This window comes from Vibrio sp. NH-UV-68 (assembly GCF_042940635.1).
Classification (GTDB): Bacteria; Pseudomonadota; Gammaproteobacteria; order Enterobacterales; family Vibrionaceae; genus Vibrio; species Vibrio pacinii.
The window spans coordinates 1,610,844-1,636,179 of record NZ_CP134975.1; the positions used below are offsets into that span (position 1 = coordinate 1,610,844).

The 25,336-nt window shown below is 43.3% G+C and carries 23 protein-coding genes and 1 pseudogene; 8 read left to right on the forward strand and 16 right to left on the reverse strand.

The window, feature by feature from the left end:
* Window positions 1–191: 191 nt before the first annotated feature.
* The 3 genes from ViNHUV68_RS07430 to ViNHUV68_RS07440 are packed head-to-tail and all read right to left on the reverse strand — an operon-like array spanning window position 192 to window position 3,168.
* Window positions 192–1,103 carry a chemotaxis protein CheW gene (locus ViNHUV68_RS07430; RefSeq protein ID WP_391086935.1) on the reverse strand — a complete coding sequence of 304 codons (912 nt, stop codon included), beginning with the start codon at window positions 1,101–1,103 and terminating at the stop codon, window positions 192–194.
* A 26-nt stretch (window positions 1,104–1,129) separates the two neighbouring features.
* Window positions 1,130–2,287 carry a methyl-accepting chemotaxis protein gene (locus tag ViNHUV68_RS07435; RefSeq protein ID WP_391086938.1) on the reverse strand — a complete coding sequence of 386 codons (1,158 nt, stop codon included), beginning with the start codon at window positions 2,285–2,287 and terminating at the stop codon, window positions 1,130–1,132.
* Window positions 2,197–3,168: a Cache 3/Cache 2 fusion domain-containing protein gene (locus ViNHUV68_RS07440; protein ID WP_391086940.1), complete on the reverse strand. Its 972-nt coding sequence runs from the start codon at window positions 3,166–3,168 to the stop codon at window positions 2,197–2,199. The genes ViNHUV68_RS07435 and ViNHUV68_RS07440 overlap by 91 nt, the downstream gene beginning before the upstream one ends.
* A gap of 439 nt (window positions 3,169–3,607) precedes the next feature.
* On the opposite strand from ViNHUV68_RS07440, the gene ViNHUV68_RS07445 reads away from it, so the two are divergent.
* Both ViNHUV68_RS07445 and ViNHUV68_RS07450 read left to right on the forward strand, forming a co-directional pair.
* Window positions 3,608–5,605 (forward strand): EAL domain-containing protein, encoded by a 1,998-nt coding sequence (locus ViNHUV68_RS07445; RefSeq protein ID WP_391086942.1) that lies wholly within the window; start codon window positions 3,608–3,610, stop codon window positions 5,603–5,605.
* Window positions 5,606–5,678: 73 nt separating this feature from the next.
* Window positions 5,679–6,425: a transporter substrate-binding domain-containing protein gene (locus ViNHUV68_RS07450; protein WP_391086945.1), complete on the forward strand. Its 747-nt coding sequence runs from the start codon at window positions 5,679–5,681 to the stop codon at window positions 6,423–6,425.
* 230 nt (window positions 6,426–6,655) lie between these two features.
* Here the strand turns inward: ViNHUV68_RS07450 and ViNHUV68_RS07455 are convergent, their stop codons facing one another.
* The 5 genes from ViNHUV68_RS07455 to ViNHUV68_RS07475 all read right to left on the reverse strand — a co-directional run bounded on the left by ViNHUV68_RS07455 (window position 6,656) and on the right by ViNHUV68_RS07475 (window position 14,196).
* Window positions 6,656–8,665, reverse strand: a complete 2,010-nt coding sequence (locus ViNHUV68_RS07455; RefSeq protein ID WP_391086948.1) for an EAL domain-containing protein — start codon at window positions 8,663–8,665, stop codon at window positions 6,656–6,658.
* Between the two features lie 65 nt (window positions 8,666–8,730).
* Window positions 8,731–10,227, reverse strand: a complete 1,497-nt coding sequence (locus ViNHUV68_RS07460; RefSeq protein WP_391086951.1) for a methyl-accepting chemotaxis protein — start codon at window positions 10,225–10,227, stop codon at window positions 8,731–8,733.
* A gap of 15 nt (window positions 10,228–10,242) precedes the next feature.
* Entirely contained in the window at window positions 10,243–11,097 is an 855-nt protein-coding gene (locus tag ViNHUV68_RS07465) for a diguanylate cyclase (protein ID WP_391086954.1), read from the reverse strand.
* Between the two features lie 164 nt (window positions 11,098–11,261).
* Window positions 11,262–12,812: an alpha-glucoside-specific PTS transporter subunit IIBC gene (locus ViNHUV68_RS07470; RefSeq protein WP_391086957.1), complete on the reverse strand. Its 1,551-nt coding sequence runs from the start codon at window positions 12,810–12,812 to the stop codon at window positions 11,262–11,264.
* A 55-nt stretch (window positions 12,813–12,867) separates the two neighbouring features.
* The gene (locus ViNHUV68_RS07475; RefSeq protein ID WP_391086960.1) at window positions 12,868–14,196 is read right to left on the reverse strand and encodes a 6-phospho-alpha-glucosidase; all 1,329 of its coding nucleotides are present in this window, start codon (window positions 14,194–14,196) and stop codon (window positions 12,868–12,870) included.
* A gap of 186 nt (window positions 14,197–14,382) precedes the next feature.
* Here ViNHUV68_RS07475 and ViNHUV68_RS07480 point away from each other — a divergent pair, with 186 nt between their 5' ends.
* Both ViNHUV68_RS07480 and ViNHUV68_RS07485 read left to right on the forward strand, forming a co-directional pair.
* Entirely contained in the window at window positions 14,383–15,093 is a 711-nt protein-coding gene (locus tag ViNHUV68_RS07480) for a UTRA domain-containing protein (RefSeq protein WP_391086963.1), read from the forward strand.
* Window positions 15,094–15,199: 106 nt separating this feature from the next.
* A complete protein-coding gene (locus ViNHUV68_RS07485; RefSeq protein ID WP_391086966.1) occupies window positions 15,200–16,066 on the forward strand; it encodes a DJ-1/PfpI family protein in 867 nt (288 codons plus the stop codon).
* A gap of 284 nt (window positions 16,067–16,350) precedes the next feature.
* Here ViNHUV68_RS07485 and ViNHUV68_RS07490 read toward each other — a convergent pair whose 3' ends face one another.
* Together ViNHUV68_RS07490 and ViNHUV68_RS07495 are read right to left on the reverse strand one after the other, a co-directional pair.
* Window positions 16,351–16,527, reverse strand: a complete 177-nt coding sequence (locus ViNHUV68_RS07490) for a hypothetical protein (RefSeq protein WP_391086969.1) — start codon at window positions 16,525–16,527, stop codon at window positions 16,351–16,353.
* A gap of 132 nt (window positions 16,528–16,659) precedes the next feature.
* A pseudogene (locus ViNHUV68_RS07495) lies at window positions 16,660–17,297 on the reverse strand (IS3 family transposase); the annotation flags it as partial.
* Window positions 17,298–17,368: 71 nt separating this feature from the next.
* On the opposite strand from ViNHUV68_RS07495, the gene ViNHUV68_RS07500 reads away from it, so the two are divergent.
* A complete protein-coding gene (locus ViNHUV68_RS07500; RefSeq protein ID WP_391086972.1) occupies window positions 17,369–17,713 on the forward strand; it encodes a hypothetical protein in 345 nt (114 codons plus the stop codon).
* Between the two features lie 197 nt (window positions 17,714–17,910).
* A complete protein-coding gene (locus ViNHUV68_RS07505; RefSeq protein ID WP_391090289.1) occupies window positions 17,911–18,084 on the forward strand; it encodes an STAS-like domain-containing protein in 174 nt (57 codons plus the stop codon).
* 191 nt (window positions 18,085–18,275) lie between these two features.
* On the opposite strand, the gene ViNHUV68_RS07510 is transcribed toward ViNHUV68_RS07505, so the two are convergent.
* Window positions 18,276–18,635 (reverse strand): hypothetical protein, encoded by a 360-nt coding sequence (locus tag ViNHUV68_RS07510; RefSeq protein WP_391086974.1) that lies wholly within the window; start codon window positions 18,633–18,635, stop codon window positions 18,276–18,278.
* A gap of 981 nt (window positions 18,636–19,616) precedes the next feature.
* Between ViNHUV68_RS07510 and ViNHUV68_RS07515 the strand changes: the two genes are divergently transcribed.
* The gene (locus ViNHUV68_RS07515; RefSeq protein ID WP_391086977.1) at window positions 19,617–20,573 is read left to right on the forward strand and encodes an IS110 family transposase; all 957 of its coding nucleotides are present in this window, start codon (window positions 19,617–19,619) and stop codon (window positions 20,571–20,573) included.
* A 34-nt stretch (window positions 20,574–20,607) separates the two neighbouring features.
* Here the strand turns inward: ViNHUV68_RS07515 and ViNHUV68_RS07520 are convergent, their stop codons facing one another.
* The 3 genes from ViNHUV68_RS07520 to ViNHUV68_RS07530 all read right to left on the reverse strand — a co-directional run bounded on the left by ViNHUV68_RS07520 (window position 20,608) and on the right by ViNHUV68_RS07530 (window position 22,429).
* Window positions 20,608–21,243 (reverse strand): GyrI-like domain-containing protein, encoded by a 636-nt coding sequence (locus tag ViNHUV68_RS07520; RefSeq protein ID WP_319537214.1) that lies wholly within the window; start codon window positions 21,241–21,243, stop codon window positions 20,608–20,610.
* 156 nt (window positions 21,244–21,399) lie between these two features.
* A complete protein-coding gene (locus ViNHUV68_RS07525; RefSeq protein WP_391086980.1) occupies window positions 21,400–21,903 on the reverse strand; it encodes a hypothetical protein in 504 nt (167 codons plus the stop codon).
* 139 nt (window positions 21,904–22,042) lie between these two features.
* Entirely contained in the window at window positions 22,043–22,429 is a 387-nt protein-coding gene (locus ViNHUV68_RS07530; protein WP_391086983.1) for a tautomerase family protein, read from the reverse strand.
* Between the two features lie 152 nt (window positions 22,430–22,581).
* On the opposite strand from ViNHUV68_RS07530, the gene ViNHUV68_RS07535 reads away from it, so the two are divergent.
* A complete protein-coding gene (locus ViNHUV68_RS07535; protein WP_391086986.1) occupies window positions 22,582–23,781 on the forward strand; it encodes an IS4 family transposase in 1,200 nt (399 codons plus the stop codon).
* Window positions 23,782–23,879: 98 nt separating this feature from the next.
* On the opposite strand, the gene ViNHUV68_RS07540 is transcribed toward ViNHUV68_RS07535, so the two are convergent.
* Both ViNHUV68_RS07540 and ViNHUV68_RS07545 read right to left on the reverse strand, forming a co-directional pair.
* On the reverse strand, window positions 23,880–24,785 hold the full coding sequence (locus ViNHUV68_RS07540) for a hypothetical protein (protein WP_391086989.1): 906 nt from the start codon (window positions 24,783–24,785) through the stop codon (window positions 23,880–23,882).
* Window positions 24,786–24,936: 151 nt separating this feature from the next.
* Window positions 24,937–25,305 carry a VOC family protein gene (locus tag ViNHUV68_RS07545; RefSeq protein WP_192076206.1) on the reverse strand — a complete coding sequence of 123 codons (369 nt, stop codon included), beginning with the start codon at window positions 25,303–25,305 and terminating at the stop codon, window positions 24,937–24,939.
* Between the last annotated feature and the right edge of the window lie 31 nt (window positions 25,306–25,336).

The following is a 25,336-nucleotide window of genomic DNA, read 5'->3' on the forward strand; positions in this document are numbered from 1 at the left end:
CTTATGATTCGACTTTTTATGCACTTGAATCAGAAGCCCCAAATCGTAACGGCTAACGAGCTTTTCGCATACTCAAGCAACCTGACTGTCGAGAGTTACACTCCACAAGAAATGCCATCAGCGATTTGTAAAGAAAGACACAGTTACTCATCCAATCGATAGCACTGGAGGTCTCGTCGCATGATGAACCTTCACACCATTTTGGCGGTCTTTGAGAGTAACACCTCTGCCCCCCGCGTTATCGCCTTTATCAACTCTTGACCGTTAAACTTAGATAGGGCTTCATTCGCACCAACTTGTTGTGCACGCTCTTCGCTTATATCACTGGAGAGTGACGTATGTAAAATCGTGTATATCGCTCGTGTGTTTGGGTTATCGTTCAATGCAAAGACCAGTTCATAACCATCCAAACCAGGCATTTCGATATCACTAATGACCATGTCAAACTTCGTTCCCGCTTCCCCAGTGTCAAGCAGCAATGCCAATGCCTCATCCCCACTACGGCATAACTGATACCTCAAACCAAAACGGTCCAATAGCTTCGACATCATTCGACGAGCAATAATAGAGTCGTCGACAACTAACACATTGAGTCTTTGTAATAGCGCCAATTCTTCTTGTGATAACTGGACACCCGCATCTTCAATGCCTACTGGGAAAATTTCAGTCAGTATCCTTTCAACATCCAATAGTTGCACCAACTGCTCATCGTAGCGCGTACTCCCCAACACAAACGTATCCTGCCCCGCCGCTTTGGGTAAAGGTGTGACCGACTTCCAGTCACACGGCATGATATGCTCAACTTTGTCCACCATTAACGCCACTTGCATACGCATGCAATCAGCAATGATTAAGGTTTGCTTTTCGCGCATAGACAAAGGCACACCGCCCCCCCCCATTGCCAACGACAAGTCAATCACAGGCAGACTGGTGTCACGAATGGTCACCGCCCCGATGACATAATCATGACATGCAGGCAGAGCCGTTGGACGCTGAAAAGGCACAATCTCCTTAATCTTCATGGTACCCAAGGCATAAGACGTTGCTTGCTCGTACAGACGAAACATCAGAACACTTTGAGACTGGTCTGAAAACTGGGACATAGGATATATTCCTTAAATTAAGACGGTTACGTTCTAAACAGTGCCAACGCTTGAGTGAGTTTAGTGATATCCGCTACCAAAGTATGTGCATGACGGGCTGAGGTTTTGGCCGCGTGATTCACCTTCTCACTGAGCGTATCAATGACGGCCGCTTGCTCAGACAGACTGGCCGTTGCTTGCGCTTGTTCTTCGGTGGTTGCCGCAATACTTTGCGCTTGCGCCGATGAGGCACTCATGTGCTCCCCGATATGGCCCATATCTCTCTGAGTGTTCGATAACTGTTCCATCATGGTCTCACTTTGCTCGGTGACCAAGCGCATCGTGCCTGAGGTATCGGCAACCTCTTGGACCAATGCAGACACGATACCTTCGATATCAGCAATAGAGCCTTGGGTTTTCGCCGCAAGTGAGCGAACTTCATCTGCAACAACAGCAAAACCGCGCCCCGCTTCGCCAGCGCGAGCCGCCTCAATGGCTGCATTTAGCGCCAACAAGTTGGTTTGCTCCGCCACCTCGCCAATGATGTGAATGACAGAGCGAATATGGTCTGCTTGCTGATTGAGTCCCTGTACTTTGTCATTGAGTTTTTGCTGTTCATCGACTACCTGGCGGACAGTCTCTATGCCTAAGCCCAAATGACCAATCCCCGTTTGGGTTAAACTATCGACTTCAATAATACTGCCTGAGAGCTGTTCAATCTGTGTGGCAATTTCCTGTGACGACGTTGACAATTGCTCGACAGCGCTGACCATCTGAGACAGCTCTGTTTTAACACCCGATACATGTCCCGTCACATCGTCTGAAACAACATCGATATCACTGGCACTTTTGAGGCCTTGCTGCGCTGTAATTTGAGCAGACATGACCATCTCTCGTACCGACTCCGTCATCGCTGCAGCCGCCTCAGAGAGTAAACGCAACTCGTTATGCCCAGCCGTCGTCTCATTTTTAAAGGTCTTTGTCCAATCCCCATTCCCAAGGTCAGTTAATGTAGACGTTAGTGTCGACAGCGGTGAAAAAGTCTTGTTGATGTACCACGTCAACACAGCGAACAAGATGGCGCCACCGATTGAAAACTGCCAAGCTAGGGAGGTCAAAAACACCGCACTTTCTTTACCCAATTCAGACTCAAACGCCCCGCCCATGACCATCCAGTTCCAATTGGGCACACGCGTAAACGCCATGTGTTTAACATCAACCTCTCCGCTGGACTTTTCAAAAGGGTATGAAATGACACCGTTGTCTTTTTGTTAAACATATGTGAAAAAGGTCGACTACCATCAGGCAAGACCAGCTCTTTAATGTTTTCGTCACTATCAAACTTCGGATGTAACAGATATTGACCTTCGTTACCGATAGAAGCGTCAAGAACAATGGTGTACCCCGTATCCCCCCAGACCACATCCTTAAGTCCGGAAAATACCTCATTCATAACTTCATCAAGCGGGAGGCCGACAAAGCTCAAGGCAATGACCTGGTTGTTTTGGACAATCGGGAAATAGTAAGTGAGATAACGAGAGCCAAAGAGAGATACCAACGATTGATAAGGTCGCTTGGACTGCAATGATTGAAAAGCTGGGTGCTCTCGCCCCAACTGCGTTGCAAACGCCCTTTCATTGCGTTCGTTTCTCAGAGAGGTCGTAATTCGAACAAAGTCGCCATCTCGGGTAGGTGCAAAGATGGTGGCCACGGCGCCCGTCACCGCCGTAAACTGGTCAAGCGGCTCAAAGAGAGAAGTGATAGAACGACCTTCTGTCATCAGCTCTTGATAGTGACTCTGACCTAATTGCTTACTCGTCGTACTGACAGAGACATGAGGAAGATACCGATCGAGCAAGACATCGTTCAATCGCTTTGCTTGGAGTAGATACCCCTGATATTGATCACCCAGTTGCGAGGATAACATTGACAACTGACGCTGGGCATCAAAGACACTTTGCCCAACTAAAGTTTGCGTGGCTTGCTGGTATATCGCCCCACCCATCGTGAGACTTGTTAATCCCAGTACACAAAATACAACGATTTTTAATTGTGCTCCCAACGCTTTCTGACGAAGCCATTCCATTATTATCTATTCCATTAACAGGTAAGGCAGTGCAATTTAGTGCAATGAAACACAAAAATAATTGACGAAGGTCAATATTACAATTCATTTTGTAAACATTAACTTTCAATAACATTCACCAAGTGAATTACTTCAATTTCGTTTACCCAAAAGCATCCCATCAGAAACATTAGCTAATTTTACTCGTCATTTCAGAAGAATGAATCGACATGACTTATGTGAATCTTTTATGACAAGTGCACTATTACTCCTTATAAAACATAAGCATCACACCACCGATAGAAAAACTAATAAACTAGTCAGTAGTACCCCTTTCGCGTTTGTGCTATACAAATAATTAATAAATCAAGCGTTCAAACAATAGTACAAAAAATTGGAAACGTTTACACTTGCAATTAACCTTTTGTCGCGATTCTAATGGCTGGGTGCGTTATTTATTATGAAAAAAAGTAAAGATTCGAACTTGCTGGATGCAGTAGAAAACACGACGGCTGTCGGCACATGGAGCTTAGATTTCCACTCGCAGACCCTCCACTGGAGTGCGAACACAAAGCGTATCCACGATGTACCATCTTCTTACGAGCCTCAGCTTGAAAGCGCCATCGACTTTTACCCTGTGGAGTTTAGGGCAGAGCTACACTCTCAACTTCACTCTGCTGTTCACAACCAAACTCCCCTTGTCTTTACGACCAGAATCGTTTCTGCTACCGGACGCGAAAAGTGGGTAAAAGTGTTTGGTCAATCAGAGCCTCATCAAGGTGTGCTTTATGGAGCGATTCAAGATATCACCGAAGAGATCGCTTTGAGCAAAAGGCTTACTGAGCTACTGGCCAATAGGGACAGCGCTTTGAACAATGTGATTGAGGCAATCGTTCATTACCACTGTGATGGACACATCGTCAGCGTAAATAATGTGGCATCAAATCTCTTTCTATATACCGAGCCCCAACTCCTCGACCTGAACATAGCTGCGCTTTTAGAGCAGAACCACATTGCTAACCTCTCATGCTGTAAGGGGAATGAACAACAGCAAGAAATCCTAGCACGTAAGTCCGACGGCTCTACCTTTCCAGCCACGCTCATTACCTCGGCAATAGACAACTCAGATGTCTGCATGGCCATATTTAGAGATCTTTCTGGAGAGTTTGAGACACTTGAACGAATAGAGCGATTAACATTCTTTGATGAACTTTCTGGATTACCAAACCGACACTATCTAATGGCCGAACTTGAAAACAAGATTGCAAACGTACGTAACTTAATCGCTATTAATATTAATAACTTCAGTAAGATTAATCTAGCCTGCGGACACGATGAAGGAGACCGCGTCCTACTTGAGGTTGCAAGACAGCTTAATCAACGCGCTGGAAAACATGCTCTCGTTGTTAGAGATCTTGCAGATCGCTTTTTTGTTCTCCAATCCAGCGTTGATTCAGCACACGACCAAGATGGTCGTCTTTTGGCTTCAAGACTACTTGAAATTCAGGATTCACCTTTAGCTGGTGGAAAATTGCACTACCTCTCTCTTTCACTCGGTATCGCGAGTATTAAACCAAAGGAACGAGCATCTGACGCAATTGCGCGAGCTGAGAGTGCCTTATTGACCTCACGCTCCTCTCCAACTGAACCTCTACACATTTACGAGGCGTCTGATACAGACACACTAAAGAAACAATATTCGATTGAACAGGCGCTTCGACATGCAATTGAAAGCAATAGGATTACTTTCTATTTGCAGCCGAAAGTCAATCACCACATGCAAGTCACATCTGCAGAACTACTGATACGATGGGTGGACGCAGATGGACATAGCCCCTTCAATCCCGATGACTTTATCCCCGTTGCAGAGGAAAGTGGGCTGATGATGCTTTTAGGTCGCAAAGCCATTACCTATGCCGCTCGTTGCCTTTCAGATATGCAGCTATCACACCCAACATTGACTCTCTCTGTCAACGTCAGTCCCAGTCAATTCATGAGTCACCAGTTTGTTGGTCAACTACAAGAGATTTTCAACAGATACGATGTCAGTTTAAACAAACTGATGATTGAAGTTACTGAAAATCTTCTACTTCATGATGAGACCGAAGTGACTAAAACCATCGCTCGCCTGAAATCCTTAGGTGTCAAGATATCTTTGGATGATTTTGGAACCGGGTACTCGAACCTAAAGCGTATCTTGGACTTGAACATTGATGATATCAAAATTGACAAATCTCTAATGATCGGTCTTGAAAACTCTGAAAAATCTAAAGCTCTAATTGACTCAATTGTTCTCATGGCGAACAGCTTATCACTTCCTTTAACCGCTGAAGGTGTCGAAACTAAGGAAGTTGTAGAATACTGTCAAGAAGCTGGAATACAGCAAATGCAGGGCTACTACTTCGCTAAGCCGATGCCGTTTCAAAGGTTCATGATGTGGTTGAGAAAAATACATTGAGGAGGTCACTTTCATGTCCTTACGCACTCAAACCAGCTTAAGTTTTTTCCTAATACTTCTTAGCAGTAATTGCATGGCTAAACCAATAGAGCTCAATTTGTACACTCAGGATTTTCCGCCTCTCCAGTTTACACTGAAAGGTCAACCACAAGGTTACGTAGTTGACTATGTTACAAAAGCAGTTGAACTTGCTAATGACCTCGTCCCTGTGAAGGTTGCTGGTGTGTATTTTGCTCCTTGGAAACGCGCATTGAAAACGGTCAAAGAAAGAGAAAACACATTACTCTTTTCCATTTCAAGAACACAAGCGCGTGAAAACGAGTACTTGTGGATCGCTAAGGTCTCGCCGTATAAAGTAGCGCTTTTTCAAGTTCATGGAAGGAATAAGAAAACAATTACTGATATTAGACACCTTTCCAATTACAGAGTCAGTGCCCCACCCGGAAGTTCGTTCCAGCAGTTCTTTCTACGCTACAACTTCACTAATATTCTTCCTGTTAGCGAAAGTAAAGAAGCCTTAAGATTACTCCATAGCGAACGTATTGATTATGCACCAATGGTTGAAGCCAGTGCGTACTATCGCCTGAAAGAGTATGGTTACAATCCTGATGAATTTGAAAAAGTGACCGACATCGCAGACCTTTGCGAAGACTTGTGGTTGGTAGCCAATAAGTCCACCAACCCTGAAGTGGTAAAAGCTCTACAACTTAGTTTTGATGAACTAGAGCAGAATAACTATCTCGAGCACCTAATCCAGACATATCCGAAAAACAGTGAAAAAATGAAAAGCTATTTACACGAGAAGCTGTCAAACCACTGAGCCCACCTGCTAATACTCTTCACTCTTTCAAAAAAAAAGGCAGGAACCTTTGAGGGTTAGGACTGCCTTACCACAATGTGGTGGAAAACTAGCCAAGGCTAGTGTAGTGACTAAATCGATATCAATGTGTCTATCCAAATGGACATAAGCTTTTTTGGTTAAGTTTATCTAGGTCAATCATACTAAATTGAGTAAGTATTTGCTCACAATTTCACCGCTGACAAAACACTCTATTTTCCTCTGTTACTCTCAATGAGCATATAGAATTCTGGATAGGGAACCGCTGGCGAAAAGTGGAAACCTTGCAACACATCTAACCCCATTATTTTACATAGCTCAGCATGCTCACTGGATTCAACCCCCTCTGCTACCGTTTTGAATCCAAGTTTATGTGACATCTCCACGATAGAAGAGACGACTGCCTTGCACTGTTTGGAAATCGGTAGGGGTATAATTAAAGATTTGTCAATCTTGAGTTCAGTGACATCTAAATCGACAAGCCTTCTTATATTCGAATACCCTGTCCCATAGTCGTCAATCGATACCGAAACACCTCGTGCACGTAAAGAGCGAATCGATTTCTCTACTTGACTAACATCGCTCACAAGTAGCTCTTCTGTGACTTCAACGTTTAAGTTGGCTAAGTTCGCCTCATACGCAGAAAAGATGTCCTCTATATTTGAAACGAATGAAGAAGAGAGCATCTGTGAGGGGCTTACATTGATAGACAGCGAAAAATCTGGATAACTCTCGTTAATTTCATTCAAAAATATCGCCGCGTACTCAATCGCTAATAATCCTATGCCGTGAACCAATCCCGTGGCTTCAGCTATATCCATGTAAACAGCCGGACTGTGTTTAATCACACCATCTTTACCAACCCAACGAGATAGTAATTCTCCCCCAAGAATCGTATCTTCTGGAGAGTACTGTGGCTGAATCCAAAACACAATCTGGTTATTTTCCAATGCTTCGCGCAGTTCGAACTCCAAGTTGTAGTTCGCTTTGACGTTTTCTAACTGACTATATTTAAACACAGAGTAGTTTTTGCCTACTCTTACTTTTGCATTCATTAAAGCGCTTTGAGCATTAGCGAGTACTGATAACGGAGAAGACTTATCAACTACCGCAATCCCAACATAAACCGTGACATAGTGCTCCGAACGATACCCACTAACTTTCTTCTCAAGTCGCTCCAAAAAAGCTTTTACTTGATGTTTCACATCGTCTATCTCGCCGTAGCCATAGTCGCGCAATACAACAAAAAACCGGTCAGCATAGTCTCTAACAACAACGCCATTGTGTCCAAAATGGTCTACGAGTGTTCTAGAAAGCTCTATAAGAACCGAATCACCTTCTTCGTCACCGAACACAAAATTAATCTTGGCAAACTCCTTCAAGTTGATCGCCAAAACAGTCATCTCTTCAGTCGTGTTCGAACTCAGCAACTCAATAAGGGCATGCCGACTTTTGAGCCCCGTCAAAACGTCTTCATAAAGATTAGTATCTGCACTGGGTTTAGGTCTAACTATCGCTATTCTTGGCGCACTTTTATCCGTGGAAAAGCGTGTTAGTAGTACCTGCACGCATGTTTCCACACCAGTTGAAAATGGAACTTTAGTATCAAAGTAAACCTGGTTGCCCACTGGAGGCTGCAACCAGCTTTTATCAAAAATCAATGATGGTAGTATTGCGTCAAGTGTGACGTCTCGGCTTCCTGAAAGTAGCAAATTCGACTTGGCGGCGTCATTCATACTGACAATCAGTCCATCTTTATCGTAAAGTATAACGGACTCTTCAATGAGATGGAGCAGTTGAGAACTCAGTGTCGACACTGAGTTTTCTAACCCAAATAATGTTGCCAGACGATCATTACTCTCCGTTGCTTTGACTTCTTTTATAAGGCCGTAGTATTCCTTATTGTGTTCTGTATATTCAACATAAAGCCTCACTCTGCCCAATTTGCCAGTCTGAGTTCTTATTTCCGCATCAAACTGAAACCGTCCACCGAATCGATTTATGTTACGTAGTCTATAAATCAAATCCGCTTGATAACGAGGTAAAAAGAAGCCCAAGACTTCGACAAGGCTAGGTGTAGCGTCAATCTGAAAACCAAACATTGTTCTCGTCGTTTTGCTCCACGAAAACAACTCTCCATCTATATTAAAGCTCCAGGTTCCTATAGAGAGTTCCCTCTCAAACAGTTGCAGCATCAGAGATGTTGTATCTGTTCTTCCCATAATCAGTACACCACCTATTAAACGAAACAAGCCTTCGCATCACAAGTTCAAAGAAAAAAACGTTTCTAGCTTGTTTTGAATTTTTTAAGGCCCAACTTAATCTCTCCACTCAGTTTGTCCAATATCTCGGTTTGATCGCCGACATGAAGCGCATTCTGAGTAACTTCCTGCGTAGTGCTATTGATGTTCTCTACTTTTTCACTTACATCAGATGCCACTGCATTTTGCTCCTCGGTTGCCGTCGCAACTTGTGCATTCATATCAGCAATGATTGTAATGTTTTCTAATATATCAGCTAACGCTTCGAGCGCTTTGTCGGACTCTTCTAGCGTACCCGACAAGCGATCGCTCGTTCGGTTCATCTGCTCACCAGCTTGCATGGATGCAGTTTGCAACTCTCGGATAATTTCTTCAATTTCCTCTGTTGAATTCTGAGTGCGTTGAGCAAGCCCCCTTACCTCATCAGCAACAACAGCAAATCCTCGACCTTGCTCACCCGCTCTCGCAGCCTCAATCGCAGCGTTCAGCGCCAGAAGGTTGGTTTGTTCAGCTATTTCTTTAATTACTTCTAGTACCGTATTGATATGAGAACTTTTTTCTCTCAACTCACCTATCGTCAATGACGTTTGCTCTATCTGTACACCGAGCTCTTTGACATCAGACACTGTTTTACTGACAACGTCGCTTCCAGACTTGGCCAAGTTGCTGCATTGGGCAGTCTTTTCAGACGTTTGAACCGCGTTGCCAGATACTTCCTCTGTAGCACTGCTCATTTCACTGAGCGCTGTGGCTACTTGTTCCACATCAGCAGACTGACGCTTCATCGACTGAGCGTTGACATGTGCACTTTGTTTAATATCACTTGAACATTCCACTAACGCTTCTGTGGATGTCGCTATACTTTGAACCAATGATTGCAGATGGGCGACAAAACTGTCGAAGCTTGTCGCCAGTCGACCGATCTCATCATTCGTTGTGATGTTGAGTCTCTTAGTCAAATCACCACCACCCTGGGCGATCTCATGCAATGCCAGTGCGACTTTCTCGACGGGTTTCACTACAAATTGTGATAAAACCATCCAACTCGTTGCCAGAAGCGAGACAAGTAACGCTCCACCCAGTAGCAGCAATACCATTCTTAATGCCTGTAACAAGGTATCATTCGCGTCGAGGCGGTACTCTATCTCCAAAGAGCCGACCTTTTTATCTCCTCCCCAGAAAACATCGACTGTTTGAGTTTCTAGTTCAGTCATAGAGGCCTCTTCTTCAGCACTCGCCGTTGCCAGTGCTTTATTGCGATGATCAGAGACTTGAATACTTTGGATGTGTGGGAACGCCACAAAAGAATCGATAATGTTGGTGATAAGTGCTTGATCATACGCAAAAACAGGCTCTTGCAATACGATACTTAACGTCTGGTTAGTGTCTGTTATGTCACTTTGCAACGACTTATCGAGATAGCCCTTCGCGACATAATATGTAGATATAAACGCTACTGTCATGACGACGAGCGTGACCAGTGACAAAGATGTCATCGACTTTTGTTTAATAGAGTTCATCATTCTTCCCTGTGATTGTTACAATTTGGAAACGTCAAGCCAGAATTCTTTTCGGTCAAAAGGGGTCTCCTCATGCATATATGGGTTAGGAATACGAAACACAGTTCTTTCTTTTAAGTTCGCTTTTGCTAACACTTCCTTAATCATTGGGTGGTTGAAGAAGAGAAGATCAAAACTACCATCTTGAATTGCCATCTCGAATCCGTTGTAAATATCGTCATGCAGCGATTGATTGTCAGGGCTGACAAAAAAATACATGGCAAACGGATAGACCAGCATGACATTTTTGTCGATGGTTAGGTTTAACTCTGGACGAGAGTTCACTTCACTCCAAGGCTCATGGACTGCTCTAGGAAAATAGTCAAACCGTCCACCTTCTAACATAGGGAATAGATTCGCGTACTTAATAGTAGTAATCGTTGGTATCTGTGCAGCTTTTAACACCTTTGTATCCCCCCAAAAAGTGCCCTGCCCTGCCTCAAAAGCTTTCAGTTGATTCAACGTTTGAATAGAAGCAAATCTCGCTTGGTCTTCTTGACGAATGATAAAGATTCGGTGCCCCAACAACCCTTTCAAGATAGGGATTCGCACGGTGAGCATTTTTTCTTCTTTATCAGGTGCTGCGCCGGCCCACATAACATCAATATTCCCGGCAACGACCTCCTCCATTAAGCGTGCTTCATTGTAATCTTGAGTGGAAGTGGCGTACTGAGCACCAGGACGAGTTTTACTGAGTGCTAGCTTGAGTATGTCGAAGACAATCTCCTCTTTAAGGCCCTCTACTTTTCGCACGGTTATTGTATCGGCGTAAACCAAGGGACTCAGCAATGTACTGAACACCAATAGGAGTAGAAACGATATTTTCTTAATCATGATGACACTCCATTGTCTAACTAAGTTTATAAAACTGTAACATACTACTAAGGTAGTACATATTGACATTTTTATTACAAAGATATTTATGAGATTCAGTAGATTAAAATAGGTGAGGCAGAAACTGCCTCACCCATGAGTCTACTTTCAGGAGCACAGGGGGGTTATGCTTTTATAAGTTGACTCATATCTTCACGAACTTGAGGAACCGTTAGACCCACAATAATTTGAAAACTCTCTTTGTTGCGCACCACATTCACTGCTCCATGCGAAGTAAAGAAGGCGTTGTCTTTAACAATACTTGTATCTTTGACCTTGACTCTTAGTCGCGTGGCGCAGTTCGTCAAAAGCTCAATATTTTCTTTACCGCCTAGGCCTTCGATAAACGCGCTCGCCTGCGATGTCTCCGAACCTTGAGCTACTGATTTTTTACCTTCTTTGTAGTCCGCTTTTGAATACAGTTTGTTTTCAGCGCCTTCACGTCCGGGCGTTAAAATGTTGTACTTCAAAATCAGAGTTCGGAAAGTAACAAAGTAAATCGCAGTGAAAAGCAAACCAACTAGAATTTGAAGCGCATAGGTTCCTGCATGATTGCCCGCCAGTGGTAACCAATTCTGGAAGATAAAATCGATTAAGCCCGTTTGAAAGTTTCCAGATACCCCAAGTGTAAAAGCGATGGTTGCCATGGTTGCAGATAGGACAGCATGCAGTGCAAATAATGCAGGAGCGATAAACAAGAAAGTAAATTCAATTGGCTCCGTAATCCCGGTCAGGATAGCGGTAATCGCAGCACCTAATACCAGGCCCATGACCATCTTTTTGTTTTCTTGTTTGGCTACCGAGTACAGTGCTAAAGCAATCCCTGTACAGCCAAATACTTTACCCATACCTGTAAGCATGAGCCCGCCTTGTGGGAACTGAGTGGTCAAGCTTTCCGAGCTCTGGGCAAAGCTCTGCATATTTTCTATCCAGTAAGCGACCGTACCGCCATCGACAGCGACTGGGCCATAAAACACAGGACCATACACAAAGTGATGTAAGCCTGTTGGGATCATAATGCGTTCTAGGAAGGTAAATAACCATACTCCCAATGAGCCTGCTTCCACTAGGAATGATTGCAAGTTATTGATACCATGTTGAATGCTCGGCCAAACAAAACAGGTAACAACAGCCATCGCAATCATCATTGGAAAACTGATGATAACCACTAGTGGTGTACCCGCAAACACAGCGGCCCAATCGGGAAGTTTTTTGTCAAAGAATCGGTTGTGTACCCAAACAGAGACACTCGCTATTAGAATTGCACCTAGTAAGTTGGTATCTAGCGTGAGAATGCCACCCACTTCAGTCAACCCGCGTTCACCAGCAACATAGTTCACACCAAGGCTTGGGCCCCAGAATTGAAGAATCCCGCCAATAACGTAATTAAACGTGATATAGGAGACGAGCGTGGCCAAAACTGCTCGGCCCGAGGCTTTCTTTGCTAGAGCTATGGGTAAGCCCACAGCAAATATCAGCGCCATATTCTTAAAAACAGCCAGTGAAGCCTGAAGAATAATGGTCGATACTTTTACCCAGGCACTGCCTTCTTGCGCCCAAGGAAACACATCCTGATTGAGTAATACAACAGACAGCCCAAGTAACATACCTGCGGCCGGAAATAGTAGTACGGGGACAAACATCGCTGCCCCAAAACGTTGGATAATATCTTTCATGTCAACCTCTTGTTGTGACTAGGAGCCCACTCATTGAGCTCCTGTCCTCCATGTGTTATTGAAAAAATTGTGGAAGGTAGGCTTTATTTTCTTCTAGTAATTGTTCTGTAATCGCTTTTGCTTTCGGTACATTGACCACAGTACGATTGAGGGTCAGCGCGTTAATCAGCTTTTGCTTGCTGCCTTCGTACCAGGCATCCACGACTAACTTTTCATAGCCGAGCTGACTCTCAATCATCGCTTTTTGGAAAGTAGGGATTGTTCCAACACTAAACGCTTTGGGACCTTCATTCGTCAATGCTGCGGATACCTCAACCATCGCGTCGTCTTGTAAGTTAGAGATAGCGCCATTATTGGGAACAATGACCAAGTAAACATCATTGAGGTTGTAAGCAAGTGACGAGGCCACTCGAACCATGTAACGACCATGAATGTCTGCATGCAACGTTTCATGTGCGGTTGTCCCTGCATCAATGATGCGTTGATTCAACTCAAAGACTCGTTTTTCTCGTCCGTTAATCACCTGACGGGCGCGTGTATTGTTGATGTCTTCTTTAGCAACCATTTTTTCAGGGTAGAGATAGTATTGAAGATATGTATTGGGTAGATACTCTGGATTATCCTCAAGCATCACCTGCATATTTTTGAATGTCGCCTGCCAAGATGGATCATCAGCAATCTCAGAATCGACTGCACTGATCCCCTGCTCTAAGATGATTTTTTTGATTCGTCCGGTTAGATCTTCGCCTTGTTTGTTGCGAATTTTGGTAAACCATCCATAGTGGTTAAGACCAAAATACTCAGGAACAAAGTCCCATATCTCACAGCCAAGCAATTGCGCATAGCTGACCATGATGGCTGCAGGCATATCACAAATATTGAGGATTTTCTTATCGTGGGGAAACTCGCGGTTTAGGGCTTCAGCCACGATTGCAGCAGGGTTCGTGTAATTTAGAATCCAAGCATCAGGGCAATGCTGACGAATGTCGTTAACCAGTTCAATCATGTCACCTATTGAGCGAAGGCCATAGGCCATCCCACCCGCTCCACAGGTTTCTTGGCCAACACAAGAATTTGAGAGTGGAATTTGTTCATCGCGTTCACGCATGGCCAATCCACCAGTTCGAATCTGTATAAAGAAGAAATCAGAATCAGCAAACGCGATTGATTTATCAGTGGTATAAACAAATTCTTCTACTTCTGGATATTGCTCGCGCAGCAAGATTTCAGTCGCCAGTGCATTTGACTGCTGACGCTCTGCATCAATGTCGTAGAACACCACCTTCTTAAGAGGAAAATTTTCCTTCTCGGCAATCAAGCTGTTTATCATTCCGAGCGTGTATGTGCTACCGGCACCGACAATAGTGAGATTTAGGCGTTTCATTAGAAGACCTCTGGTAAATGACTTTAGTTGCTATGTTTGCTTTAAGTATTAATACTTTTTAGATACTTTTAAAGTGAAAAGTCACACAAAAAGATCGTCGGTCACAAAACTAACCTCAGAAAAGACTTAAACTTGTGCTGGGATCACAGATCCCTGATAAGATACGCCGGTCAATTGAGAGGAACTATGAAACCAAAATACATTGAAATCGCCGAGTATCTTGAGAGCCAAATTAAGCAAGGTGTTTTAGCACCTAAATCAATGCTACCTAAGGAGAGTGTTCTTCAAGAGCAATTTTCAGTAAGTCGTGTGACCATAAGAAAAAGCTTACAAATTTTGGTCGACAGTGGGCTTATTTCTCGCTCGCGTGGAAGTGGCACGTATATCAATGACCTCAAAGCGCGGCATGACGCACTACACCTATTAGGCTTTATCGAAGAGGTGAGTCGCCAAGGAAAAACACCGAGTTCTAGAGTGGTGAAGTTTGAGCTGAAAAAGCCCACACCCGTTGTCGCAGAAAGGCTGGAGCTTGAACTCGACGATGATACTTTTGAGATACATAGGCTACGTTGCATTAACGATGAGCCAGAAATATATGAAATCACTCATATGCCTGCGAGCCTTTTTCCAGACCTCAGCATAGCCGTTATGTGTGGTTCTAAATATGACTATATAGAAATCGAGAAGGGACTAACCATTTCCAAAAGCAGGCAATCAGTCAAGCCCTACTTGCTCGACAAAGATATGGCGAATCACCTGAATGAGAAGGTCAACTCAGCTATTTTGAAGGTAGAGTCAACAGGCTACCTAAAATGCGGAACGCCTTTTGAGTACACAATCAATTACTTCAGGCTCAATCAATATAGCTTTGACTTTACGTCGACACGCGATAAGTAAACCATCAATCCTACTGATTTCAGTCCGAGGCACAAACATCAGATTCAGCTTGTGACACAGTAGCTCAAGTTAAAATCCTTAATCCATTTTCAAGAGGAATCCAACCATGCTCAAGAAAATTTTAGGAATAGACCCAAAACTCGAACCAGACGGTTCACACGCACCTTCAAAAGTTTCGTTGATGCTTGCTACTACTGATAAGACAGATTACCAGAAAGTCGACTCCAGTCCGCTTCCAGAAACGAAGAGCAGAGTTTTGGTCATCATGACTGAACAAAAAAATATGAAAATGAAAAATGGGAAGCTGTTTTCAACAGGTAATCACCCTGTTGAGACCTTAGTCCCTATGTTACATCTACAAAGTGCAGGTTATGAGTTAGAAATAGCAACCCCTACTGGAAAGTCCGCCGTAATAGAAATGTGGGCCTTTCCAAAGAAAGACGAGCACGTGCGTTCAATTTATACCGAATATAGAGAGCATTTCGAAGCCCCTAATAACTTAAGTGAGCTTGTGTCCAATGGCCTCAACGCAGAAGACTATGCTGCCATTTTTGTTCCTGGAGGTCATGGCGCTATGTTAGGCCTACCTGAAAACCGAGCTGTTGGATCCGCACTTAGGTGGGCACATGACAACGATTTACTTACAATTTCCATCTGCCATGGCCCGGCTGCTTTCTTTTCAACATTAAAACCAGAATCTGATTTCATATATCATGGCTATCGAATGGCTGTTTTCCCTGATTCAGTCGATGCTCTAACCCCTTTCATCGGATACTTGCCAGGTAACATGCCTTGGAAATTGAGTCAGAAGTTAAAGGACTTTGGCGTCGAGCTGGTCAACAGAGCAGCTGACAACACGGTTTGCTCTGACCGTTTGTTAATCACTGGTGCAAGTCCACTAGCGGCAAATGCATTAGGAAAGCTAGCTGTAGAAAAGCTAAGTTTTCTCACATCGCAGAAGAAAACCTCATGATTAGTTAATCTCGCGTTTTTATGTGCAAGGCTTTGCTATTCTCATTTAACCCAAAGCTATAGCCTAGGTTCATTGCTTCATTGCCCTCAAATCGATACATTTTGGCGCATTAGTTACGTATATAGACGATAGTCCCCAAAGCAAAAGTCTAGAGTTATCTCTAGACTTTTGCTTTGGGGACCTATTGGACAAAAACAATCTAGACCGAAATAGGTTCAGCGATAAAGGATAAAGGCAACTGCTGGTACATTAACCAAATGGGCCTTTCGAACACAAGGAAAGGTCTAGTTGCTACAGTCACAGTCCTCATGTTCACAAACCCCATCATGAACAACCGTTCCCTGCAAGACGGCGAAACCAAGGTCGATAGCTGCTTTATCGCAAAGTACAACCATTGTGTATGCCTCACCGCTTCTATCTGAGGTCAAATCCCCTTCAACCATATATTCACGCGTAATCATATTTTCTCCTGAGCGAATACCAAGGGACAATATGAACAAACATTTCATGAAAACCTAGCTTCATTACTAAGTTTTGAGAACGCGACAACACTTTGTATAGACAATATAGAGCTCCTTTGTTGTTATCACGACTCATCTTATTTCCCAATACAGTCGCTCAGACTCATTGGGGGTTAAGCCCACCATTATATTGATGTGGCCTGAGTTGGCTGTAGTAGCCTGTGATGTATCGAGTTATATGTTCTCTCGCTTCGCCAAAACTCCGATAACCCGACACTGGTTGGTATCCATTCTGTCTTTAAGCTTCTGAAGAACCGTTCCATCGGACTGTTGTCCCAGCAATTACCTCGCCGAGATAAGCTTTGTTTGATTTGATAACGCCACAACAGTTGCCGATAAGAACGACTGGTGCAATGACTTCCTTGGTCGCTGTGGAACATCACGCCTTTGGGCTTACCTCGTGATTCAAACGCCATAGAGAGTGCTTTCCCTGTCAACTTACTATCAGGCGATACTGACACCGCCCAACCAATTGGCTTTCTCGCGAACAGGTCGATGACAACAGCAAGATGCATCCAGCGCTGTCCCGTCCAAACATACGTCACATCACCGACCCAGACTTGGTTGGGAGCGGTAACGGCAAACTGTCGAGACAGATGGTTTGGGATCTCTACGTGCTCTTGTGATGCCTTTCGATATCGGTGCTTCGGTGTTTGACAGCTTACCAGCCCTAATAATTTCATCATCTTAGATGCTCGATAACGGGTCAGTTTTTGTACTGAGTGAATTACTGTACAACACTTTAGAGCATGGACAAGCTCATTATGAGTATGGTGAACGAATGCATCGACTACCTTCATTGTGTCAGTTTTCTTGGTACAAAAGTAAAAATGAAGTTTCATTTATCCTTGCTGACACAGGGATTGGTATTAAGGAGCACCTAGAGCAAGCGTATCCTGGACAGGACAGCCACGCCGATGCGATTCTAAAAGCAATGAAACCTCAAGTTTCAGGGACTTTTGGAAAAAACGACCCTTATAAAGACAAAAATAATGCTGGTATTGGATTATTCTTGTCAACTAACATCATACGCCGATTAAATGCAGATATGCATATTGTATCCGGAAATGGCGTTGTACATATATCTCCACGAGATATTACGACTAGGAATATTGAGTCTTACTGACCTGGGACATTTGTGTTAGTAACAATCAAGGTTGACTTAGAGCCATCCGAGCAAACCTTAGAGCAGATGGACAAGAACAAGACTCTCAACTGTACGTCAACATCTCAAATTACTTTGGATTTTTCGCAGAGGATAAAGAATCAGCGATCCGCTTCAAAAACGAACGTATATTCCCTGCATTAGAAGCTGGCAAAAAGATACTACTTGATTTTAAAGGAGTTGAAAGTTCACCACACAGTTTCTTGAGCGCTCTGCTTGCTTCTCCAGTTAAGTCCACAGGTATGAAAGCTTATAAAATATTTAAAGTCGTTAATGCAACCGCTGATATAAGAGAGACTCTGGAGTTTATTATGGATGAGAACACCGACTAAGAACTAGCAAGCCGGCTTTATTGCGGCCGGTTTGTTGCCTAACGCCCAATTAAGTAGCCCGAAACGCCCCGGCTAACCTTCCGCATACCTCGGCTACACAAAACCCGACGCAAACCAAAAGTGCTGAGCGTTGAGGGTCTGCTTGAATTGTTTGTTATAAGGCTTGGATTCAAGTACGAAGTACAACAACGTTATACCCAAAACTGTTCATCTACATTAGCTTTCAGCTCTTCGCTTAATAGGTTTAGATTGTCGTAATCTTTGAAATCTATTTTGCCGGACGCTCGTGTTTTCAATATTATGTTGGTGACATTTCCGCCCTTTTCTTTAACCTGTAAATAGGTAACTTGATCCCAGGGTAAAATAGTTTTACTACCAAAGTTTTGAAAACTCACTCCGTCACTTTCAATAACCACTCGATGAATCTTCGCCCACTTTAGGTAACGTATTACACCGTAGACTCTCGTACCGACGGCGAACAATCCAGTGAAAGCAACTAGGAATATGAGTTTGGACCAATCAAAGTCTTCACCATATTCTGGCGTAGACATTAGACTTCCTAAAAACAGGACAAAGACTAGCGTCCAAATGGGGCTTAGCTTTTCCTTTCTGAGCTTTTTGTTGTCGATTTTATACACTTTATTACTACCCTATAGCCTTATAACGCCCAATTAAGTAGCCCGAAACGCACTGACTCACTTTCCGCATTGCACTGTAAACACCAAACCCGACGCAAACCAAAAGTGCCACGCGTTGAGGGTCTGCTTAAATTGTTTGTTATGCGAATTCACACGCATAAGCCAAGTTGAGCAGTGAAAGGTTACCTTAGACACGAAAAACCACAAATAAACCAAGCACTTTTTGTGAGTCACTGAACAACCGAAGTCACTATGTTACAGACCAAATTCCCACAAGTGACTAATGGTGAACTTCTGCTAGTAATTAAGCATTTGCTTCGAGAAACTCAACGCGGCGGCAAACCAGCGAAGAAGAAGTTCCGATAAACTAGCCCTTACCACACTTTGCGCCTGCCAAACTCACCACGAACCAACACTGAAAACCAATGAGGCAACCCACGAACTTTGGCATGTTTTACGGCTTAAGAAATTCAAGAATTTGGGCCGACAATGCTAAATTGCCGACACCGAAAACCGACTGCTAAAGAGAGCGAGAAAGAGAGACATAACAGATTTTTTGCTTAGTCGCATAACGCCCAATTAAGGGATGAGCAACGCTACCACCCAGCCTAAAGCATTGTGCCATAAACACTTAACTTGAAGTAGAAGCAAAAAAGCCAAGCGTTGGGAATCCCTCTTAAATTGTTTGTATGGATAATAACTAACGCAATCGGGTAAGGTGAGACCCAGACTTTAGCTGCAACTAAAGTTCTTCTATCTGATAGTTCGATTAAATGATGGCTCCTCTATCGAGAGACCGATAACAAGTACGAACGTCAGATAGAACTCCAAGCACCACACTCGGATAGTCTTCTGGGTCTCGAGCCCGCATTTGCAAGCAAGAGTTAGCTTATTATGAATACAAACACACTTCAAAACATTAATGTCGGTGTTGATACTGGCAAATCACAGTTAGATATTGATATTCGTCCTCTCGATATTTACTTCACTGTTCCTAACAGTGACAAAGACATTAAAGAGGCCGTCAAAACTATCGCTAAACACCATCCTCAACGTGTCGTGATTGAAGCTACTGGACGATTAGAAATGCCCTTCATCCTTGCTTGTGACCAAGCAAAGTTACCCTATGTCATCGCTAACCCATTGAGGATAAAAAGATTCGCTGGTGCTATCGGACAAAGAGCTAAGAACGACCGTTTAGACGCCGCTATCATTGCCCACTATGCGGAAAAAGTTCAGCCTGAGCTAACCAAACTGAAAGCCGAAAACATCCGACTAATGAGTGACTTAGTAACAAGGCGTAATCAGTTACTCTCCATACAGACCATGGAACGAAACCGACTACAAATATTGCCAAAGAACATCGCTTCAACCATTACACCCATCTTAACCGCTCTTAAAAATCAAATTGAGAAAGTAGAAGCTAAAATCACTAAGCTCATCGATACCTCACCTGAATATCAGAATAAAAATGAGATACTTCAAAGCATGCCTGGTGTCGGTAAAATACTGGCCGCATCAATCATTAGCAACGTCCCAGAACTTGGTTACATCACCAATAAACAAGCCTCTAGCTTGATTGGCGTTGCACCCATCGTTAGAGAAAGTGGTCGTTACAAAGTAAAGCGCATAACACAAGGCGGTCGGACTCAGGTTAGAACCGTTATGTATATGGCGATGATGTCTGCTATCCAATGTAACCCTGTTTTTAAGACCACTTATGAACGATTACTTGCGGCAGGAAAACCCAAAAAAGTAGCCATAGTTGCCTGCATGAGAAAGATGGTTGTGATCTTAAACTCGATGCTCAGAGACGGTGTAATGTGGGATAACAATAGCGCCCAAAATTAACTATTGACGCCATAGTCTCTTGTTAGGCGATGGGTTAAGATTGCACCCCAAACCTCAATACAGTTTTGTATTTTTCTGGACTCACCCGCCTTGCATCAGATAGGTAGATTTCCCGATGTACTTTCGAAATACGAGTCAGTCCGTTGCTTTTTGCGAACTCTTCCATTAACGAAAAACTCTCTGGCTCATCCTCGAAACGCCCTAAGTGAAGCATTTGAACACAACTACCTTCTGATATTTTCTTGAATGATATGGAAGGTAAGTGCTTAGACGGCTTCGCTACCTTAACTTGAGCTATAACTTTTTCAAAAAGAACATTATCAACAAAATCTGGCTGCCTGATCATCAACGTATAAACTAGGTCATCCTTATTGATTGTCCCGTCGAAAGTAGCTTTCGCTTCAGTGGTAATATCCCACACACCCTCTAAGGGGTAAACTGTGAAATCACAATACCCTTCAGGTTTGTGCTCACTTTTCTTAAGTCCCATTTTGAGACTGTAGGCCACAGAATATAGAGCACCTACGCGCTCAGAAAAATCATCATCATTAGGATTGCCTTGTCCGGAAATCGTAATGAAATTAAAAGTAGGCACGTTGATCAATTCTGGTGTGTTCTTCGGCATATAGATCGATTTCTCATGCTTACGCCATTCATGTTTCACTGCCATTTTTCCACCTAATTTTAGTTAATGTGAGTATTCGCCTAACGCCCAATTAAGGGGTGAACAACGCTTCCACCCAAACCTAAAGCATTGTGCCATAAACACTTAAACTGAAGTAGAAGCAAAAGTGCCAAGCGTTGTGAATCCCTCTTAAATTGTTTGTTAGAAACCTTTTTTGAGGAGCTTGCGAACCCTAGCTTTTACTGATGCTGGCTCATTATTTAGTGCAAGATTTAAAAGGTCAGTCACTTCCTGTTGTAGCTCTGGGTACTGTACAGCTAACTCATATAACCCGTTAAAGCTCCACGCTTTAACAAACTTATTTGTACCTGATACGCTGTGTTTAAAAAACGGTTCGAGAACTTTTCGAGTTTTACGGCTAACTTCGAAGTGAGATAAAACCTGCAATATGTGAAGCTTTGATTCCCAGTGGCCGTAAGTTGGTAACTTAATCAGTACCTTTTGTATATCCAGAGCATTGATAGAACCACCGTGCTCGATGTGAAATTTAACTAACCAAGTTCCACCTACACTCAAACTTTCGTCTAGACAAAGCTCAATGAGTTGTGATTCAAATTCTGAAGTCTGTTGGTAAGTAGCATAGATCTGTTCAATATCAGATGCTGACTTTCGATCCCAATTCATAACTTCATCTTTTATTGACATATTCGGAACCTCACTGGTTTTCTAACGCCGCATTAAGGTGTGAGCGGCGCTTGGCTATACTTGAGCGAAGCGAAACTGCCAAGCGTTGCGAATCACTCTTAAATGCTTTGTTATACGTTTGTTTCCACCATATCCACAGCTAGACATTTACCTTATATGTCAGGTCCTTAACGTCATCTCCAGTCATGCCACGAAAACCCCAACAATGCGGTGGTTGCTCCTTGATCGTAATCTCAATGTCTACAGGAGAAATGCCCAAGCTAGATTCGATATTAGCAAAAAGTGACTTTATCAGAGCTTTTTTAGTTTCAGCTTTACGCCCTTGCATCATATTGATTTCAATGACTGTATAAGCATCCGTGCGACCTTCTGGATAATAGAAGTCAGACTGATCGAGTGGAACAATTCTGTGAGCACGCTTGCTTTCGGGCAGACTCAACACTTGTGTCATAGAGGCTTGAATTACATCAGATAATTCAGCTTTGATCGGGTTTAAATACTCTTTGATTCCATATATTACTACCACCGTTCCTCCTTAGAACGTATAACGCCGCATTCTTACGAATCCCCTCATAATTTCTATATAAAACAATGAGTAGACGCGCATCGCTCATTCTGATCTAATGAATTTCGCCAAAAACACACCTGATTAAATGGATTTAATAGGGAACCCTAACGATGCGCGATGTTCAAATTCTACAGCAAACACTCGAAAACCAATGCCCTGACATTCACAAAAAACGACTTAGATCTCTGATGCTTGCAACCAGAACGGTACTTGACGGCTCTGATCTCACCCTCACTAAAATTGGACGAGCTCTCGACACTGATACTACGGTGAAACATGCTATCAAACGTATCGACCGATTGCTTGGTAATCGCAATCTACACCGTGAAAAAGAGTCCATATATAAATGGCATGCGTCCTTTATTACCCGAGCCAATCCTTTTCCTGTGGTGCTTGTTGATTGGTCGGATGTTCGTGAGCAACTGCGCTATATGACATTACGCGCTTCGGTATCCGTTAAAGGTCGCGCCGTCACGCTTTATGAGCAGGCATTTGAGTACAAAAACTACAACTCACCCAAGAGCCATCAACACTTTCTCGATAAGCTTCAATCCCTACTCCCCCAAGGCTGCACCCCTATCATTATCTCCGACGCTGGCTTTAGAAATACGTGGTTCAGGCAAGTCGCCAACAAAGGTTGGTTCTGGCTTGGGCGTGTTCGGGGCGAAGTCTCGATTAAGTGTGGCGAGGGCTCTTGGCAATGGAATAAAACCTTTTATCCTCAAGCATCTGATAAGCCGCTGTTTTTAGGAGAAAGCCAACTTGCTAAGCGCTCACCGCTTAAGTGCTTTGCTTACTTATACAAGAGTCATTCCAAAGGCAGAAAAGCCCATCGGCATAGTCGAACCTGCCAGAAACACTCGGCTGGAAAAGTGTTCCATAAAGGAGCGAAAGAACCTTGGATTCTGGTCACTAACATCCCCAACCATGTACTTAACGGCATTAAAATTACCCGTTTATACGCCAAAAGAATGCAAATTGAAGAGTCGTTCCGAGATCTAAAAAGTCCAGCCTACGGGTTGGCGCTCCGCCATAACCGAACACGTTGCACCAAACGCATTGATATCTTGTTACTCATGGCATTGATGGCCGAAATCATCATGTGGTGGAATGGCTTAATCGCCATGCAAGCCAAATGGCATTATGACTTCCAAGCCAACACCATCAAGCACCGTCGTGTGCTCTCCATTCCTAGACTTGGTAAGGAAGTACGTTGCCACCGGAGATACCGAATACAAGAGTCCCAATATCATTGGGCAATGGTGGAATATCAGCGCCTCACGCATACCTGTGGGTTGGGGGAATTATGAGGGGATCCGCCAGCGCCGCATTAAGGTGTGAGCGACGCTTGGCTATACTTGAGCGAAGCGAAACTGCCAAGCGTTGCGAATCACTCTTAAATGCTTTGTTATGCATTTTCTCGATTTACACGAGATACAATTTGTTGAGCAGACAATTCGGGTAACCAAGACATGTGCATGTTTAAGCTATCGGAATTGGAGCCCTCTAACGGTAAACCTAGTAAACACAGCTTGCCTACCTCAGCTGGCAAATCATGTTTAACTCGCAAATTGACTATGTCATTTGCGACCGAGTATACCTTACTAGCCTTTATATCTAGTAAAACTTCACTGAGTTTCTGGAAACAGTTGTGCCAAACTTCGAGGAAACTAAGAACTGGTAAATTGTCAGGGAATGCGCGTAAATCCTGTTTCAGCTGGCTATTCCAAACCGACTTTTCTTCTAACAAAATATCAGTTTTCAAATCTAGTTGTAACGTTACCTCTTCTGAACCCATAGAGTCTTCAAGTTGAAAAGTGAAAGGAGGAACACCAACGTGCTGACAATAGTTCCTCAATTTGTAAAACAGTCTGTATTCACTATGTGCGTCGTATAGTTCAGATTGAGAGGCTTTCCATTTTTTAAATTCTGGCGATTCTTTTCCACAAAGCCGAGAAATTGAAAAATCAGAATGATCAAGCAAGGAGCGAAACATACTAGATAGATTCAAAAACTGCCTAGTTAGGTCTAAGGTTATATTTTCATACAGTTCGTCTGTCATGTGCTTTTCGTCTATGTATTGACGAACATACGCCGCTATTGAGCCAAAGAACTCGTCCACATTCAACTGAACACTTTTTATTAATTTGAGACTTTGCGAATACTCTGAAATGAGTTGATTGTTGCTTAAAACACTTGTCTTACAGGCAAGTTCTAAAGCTTGGATTTTGGTATTTCGCTCTAGCTTCCCATCGATTTCCTCTAGTAGATCGTAAGCATAAGCATATTCCCAACTAAACGATGAATCTGTCATATATACTCCTTATGCATAACGCCAAATTAAGGTGTGAACAACGCTAACACCCTACCTAACGCATTGTGCCATAAACACAAAACTGACTTGAAGTGAAAGCGCCAAGCGTTGTGAATCACTCTTAAATTTATTGTTATATGCGTATTAGAAGCTACATTGAAACTGCTTCGATTTTGTTTCCGTCTAAGTCACGTACGAATGCTGCGTAGTAAGTTTCACCATACTCTGGTCTTACCCCTGGCTTACCTGCACATGAACCACCTAACTCAATGGCTGTAGTATAGAACTGGTCAACTGCTTCTTTTGAAGGCGCATTAAAAGCAATATGAGCACCATTACTTGATGTAGCTTTTCCTTCGCAGGGACTTCCGACCCAAAATTCAAAGTTTTCACCATAAGCCGCTGCGATATTTTCTATATAGTGAGCACGCTTAATAGACAACGTAGAAAGAACTGAGTCATAAAAACCAACTGCTTTTACCACATCAGATGCGCCAACTGAGACGTGATTTAGAATCATTTTTAAGTCCTTTTATTGTTTGAAATTTGAA